Source organism: Flavobacterium sp., from assembly GCF_013822155.1.
Classification (GTDB): domain Bacteria; phylum Bacteroidota; class Bacteroidia; order Flavobacteriales; family Flavobacteriaceae; genus Flavobacterium.
Window position 1 is genome coordinate 1 of record NZ_PNJW01000126.1, and the last position, 2,604, is coordinate 2,604.

General features: G+C 35.3%; 3 protein-coding genes. All 3 read right to left on the bottom strand.

Going from position 1 to position 2,604, the window contains the following annotated elements; genetic code table 11:
• Positions 1-268 precede the first annotated feature (268 nt).
• Positions 269-769, bottom strand: coding sequence for a hypothetical protein (locus C0512_RS15115; protein WP_290863060.1), 501 nt, complete (start codon positions 767-769; stop codon positions 269-271).
• A complete protein-coding gene (locus tag C0512_RS15120) occupies positions 769-2,067 on the bottom strand; it encodes an N-acetylmuramidase domain-containing protein (protein ID WP_290863062.1) in 1,299 nt (432 codons plus the stop codon). The genes C0512_RS15115 and C0512_RS15120 overlap by 1 nt, the downstream gene beginning before the upstream one ends.
• Positions 2,064-2,604: DUF2345 domain-containing protein (locus C0512_RS15125; protein WP_290863064.1), on the bottom strand; the 541-nt coding region annotated here is incomplete at its 5' end. The genes C0512_RS15125 and C0512_RS15120, both read right to left, overlap by 4 nt.

Sequence of the window (2,604 nt, forward strand, 5' to 3'; positions counted from 1 at the left end):
TCGTAAGTTGCAAAACGGCGTGCAAGACTTGACCTCAAATCCCAGGAGCTGTTCTGAGTGCGGCTACATATCCCGTCAATATTTTTGTATTTGGATTAAGCCCTATAACCACAAATGGGTTATCAAAAATTTCATTTTGCGATGATTGTGTCAAATTTGTAGCATTGGTAGCTTGAAAAGCTAAGATCACTATTAATAACAAATAAATAGAAGTTCTTTTCAAGAAGTTCATTTATTGTCTTCGGGCTAGGGTTACTCAATTTTGAATTTATTCGATATTTTTTTCAAAATCATTTTGTATATATTTATTTTCATCTTCTAGCAAAATAAGCGAACCTTCTTGTGATTTTTTTATACCATTCAGAACAATATTTTTTTTACCTTCAACTGATATAACAACTCCAATTGAATACTCTTCACTTTCATCATTCCATTCCTGAAAAATTGAATATTCAACATTATATTTTGTAAATGAAAGACTATATGAACCAAATCCAGCGTTTTGTTTTCCTCCACCACGTCTCATACCTGTAAATTGGAACTCTTTCCAAGATGAAATATCTAATTTATCAGGAAATTGCAATTCAATATTTGAAGGTATACCAAATCTATAAGATAAATAAGCGCTATTTTTACCTTTACATACAGATAATATTTTTTGAGTTTTAACTTTAAAAGATAACAATTTAACTTCATCTATTAAACATAAATTATTGGCTTTACAGTTTATGCTAAAAAAAAACAATAATATATATTTTATTTTTCTCATCACTTTTCCGTTTTATTGTTATTTGTGTAATTTTTATAAAATATCTCAATATTTGTCGGATAATCAGGGTTGATTGATCTCCAATTATCACCATTGTGACCTTGAGCAATTTTTTTATAATCTTTATTACGTAAGCCTTGCAAAAGCAATTTATTTGATTTGGCAAATTTTAAAAATGCCTTTATATGTTCAGCATCACTTTTACACATCGCTTTAACAAAATCATTTACTGTACCAAACCCTGCATTTTTAAAATTAAATCCCATAATCTGAAATTTACCCCAAGAACACGCTTTTAATGCAGCATCTTGATCTAGTTGGTATGCTTTTACTAAACGTCTGTACTGTGATACACCAGATGATCCATAAACATCATTTTCCGAAACAAGCTCTCCAGTTTTATTTTCAACCCAAAAACCTTTTTTATTTTTTCTGGCTCGTTTATATGCTCGCCCCGAAATATCGTGATACAGTTTATCGTAGCTATGTTTAGTAAATTCTGAAAATTTATGACGCTCGTACAAAATAGTAGGTACTGTTTTATCATTAATTTTGATGAATGAAGAACTGGCAGATTCCTGTCGAGCGATTGCATAAATTAAACCGGGTTCACATCTGAGTTCTGCTGCTGCCTGTTCTATATCCAATTTAGTTATTTCTCCACCAACATACTCCCCTAAAAAACTTAATTCAGGAATATCCCCCTCAACTTTAACAACAGGTTTGTGATCTTCAGTTTTGGTATTTGTGACTTTTGCACCTAATTCTTTTTTATCTATAGTTGCAGGTTGTTTAGCATTTGGATCGTATATAGGTTTTGTTTTTTCCTTTTTTTGCGGAATTTCACCCTGTTTTAAATTTGGATGGTCTTGCGTAATGGCTTCCAATTTTATGCTAGGACTGACTAGGGTTACGAGTTTGTTGCCGTAGCCAGAAGTAACTTTAGCTATTTCTTTAACTGACTTATCTAGACGCTCGACAAAAATCCGCACCTCGTCAAAGGGAGTTTCAGTCATAATTTGTTTGGTCAAGCCATCTTCGCCAGTTTTTCCCACTACGCAACCATTTTTAAATTCAAAACGGTAATTTAAGCCTTTAATAGCTACCCGGTCGTTTTCCAATAGTAAAGCCTGAAAACCTAATACTTTGTCTTTTCTAAGATTGATTTTTTGGCCAATAGCAATTTTGTTTGGATTGTTCAGGTGATTTAAGTTTTTTAATTCTTTGACCGTCAATCCATTTTGTTTAGCTATTTTTGTTAAGGTATCGCCTTTTTTAACGATATAAACTTCTTTCATAAACTTTCTTCCTTACCACCTTCAGTAAAATCATTTGCCTCAAAATGTTCTTCAATCTGCCAATCGCCATCGCCTATAAAAGCGACCAATTGTGTAGGTTCATTGGTTAAAATCCGGTCGGTTAAGCCATCCGAATTGGTGATTCCAGAAGTGATAAAACGGCCGTTTTTATCGAAGATTTGATAAGGGATTTTTTCCGATGAAAATCCAAACAGCTCGTTGTTAGCCAAATGCGATAAATCAAATTGCTGGCTGAAAATAGGTTTTAATGCCGAAATTATAGGTTCGCTCTTGGGTAAATTCGGCAATTGCGGCGTACTACGCCCCGCCCCCGCCAACACCTTCATACTAGCCTTAAAAGCAGCAGTGCCGGGTGCGGTGAGGGTGATGTTGCCACCTTCGAGTATGATGCCGGCGCCTTGGGCGGTCATGAGCAAGTGGTGGGGGGCGGCGATGCGGATGCTGGCTTGGGTGCTGGCGATGGTGAGGGTTTGACTGGCGGTGAGAGTGGTTTTATCGCTTTGGCTTTGCAGGCTG

What these genes read in the sequence shown, in the direction of transcription:
- C0512_RS15115 (WP_290863060.1), bottom strand. Translation starts at nt 769, where the DNA reads ATGAGAAAAATAAAATATATATTATTGTTTTTTTTTAGCATAAACTGT.
- C0512_RS15120 (WP_290863062.1), bottom strand. Translation starts at nt 2,067, where the DNA reads ATGAAAGAAGTTTATATCGTTAAAAAAGGCGATACCTTAACAAAAATA.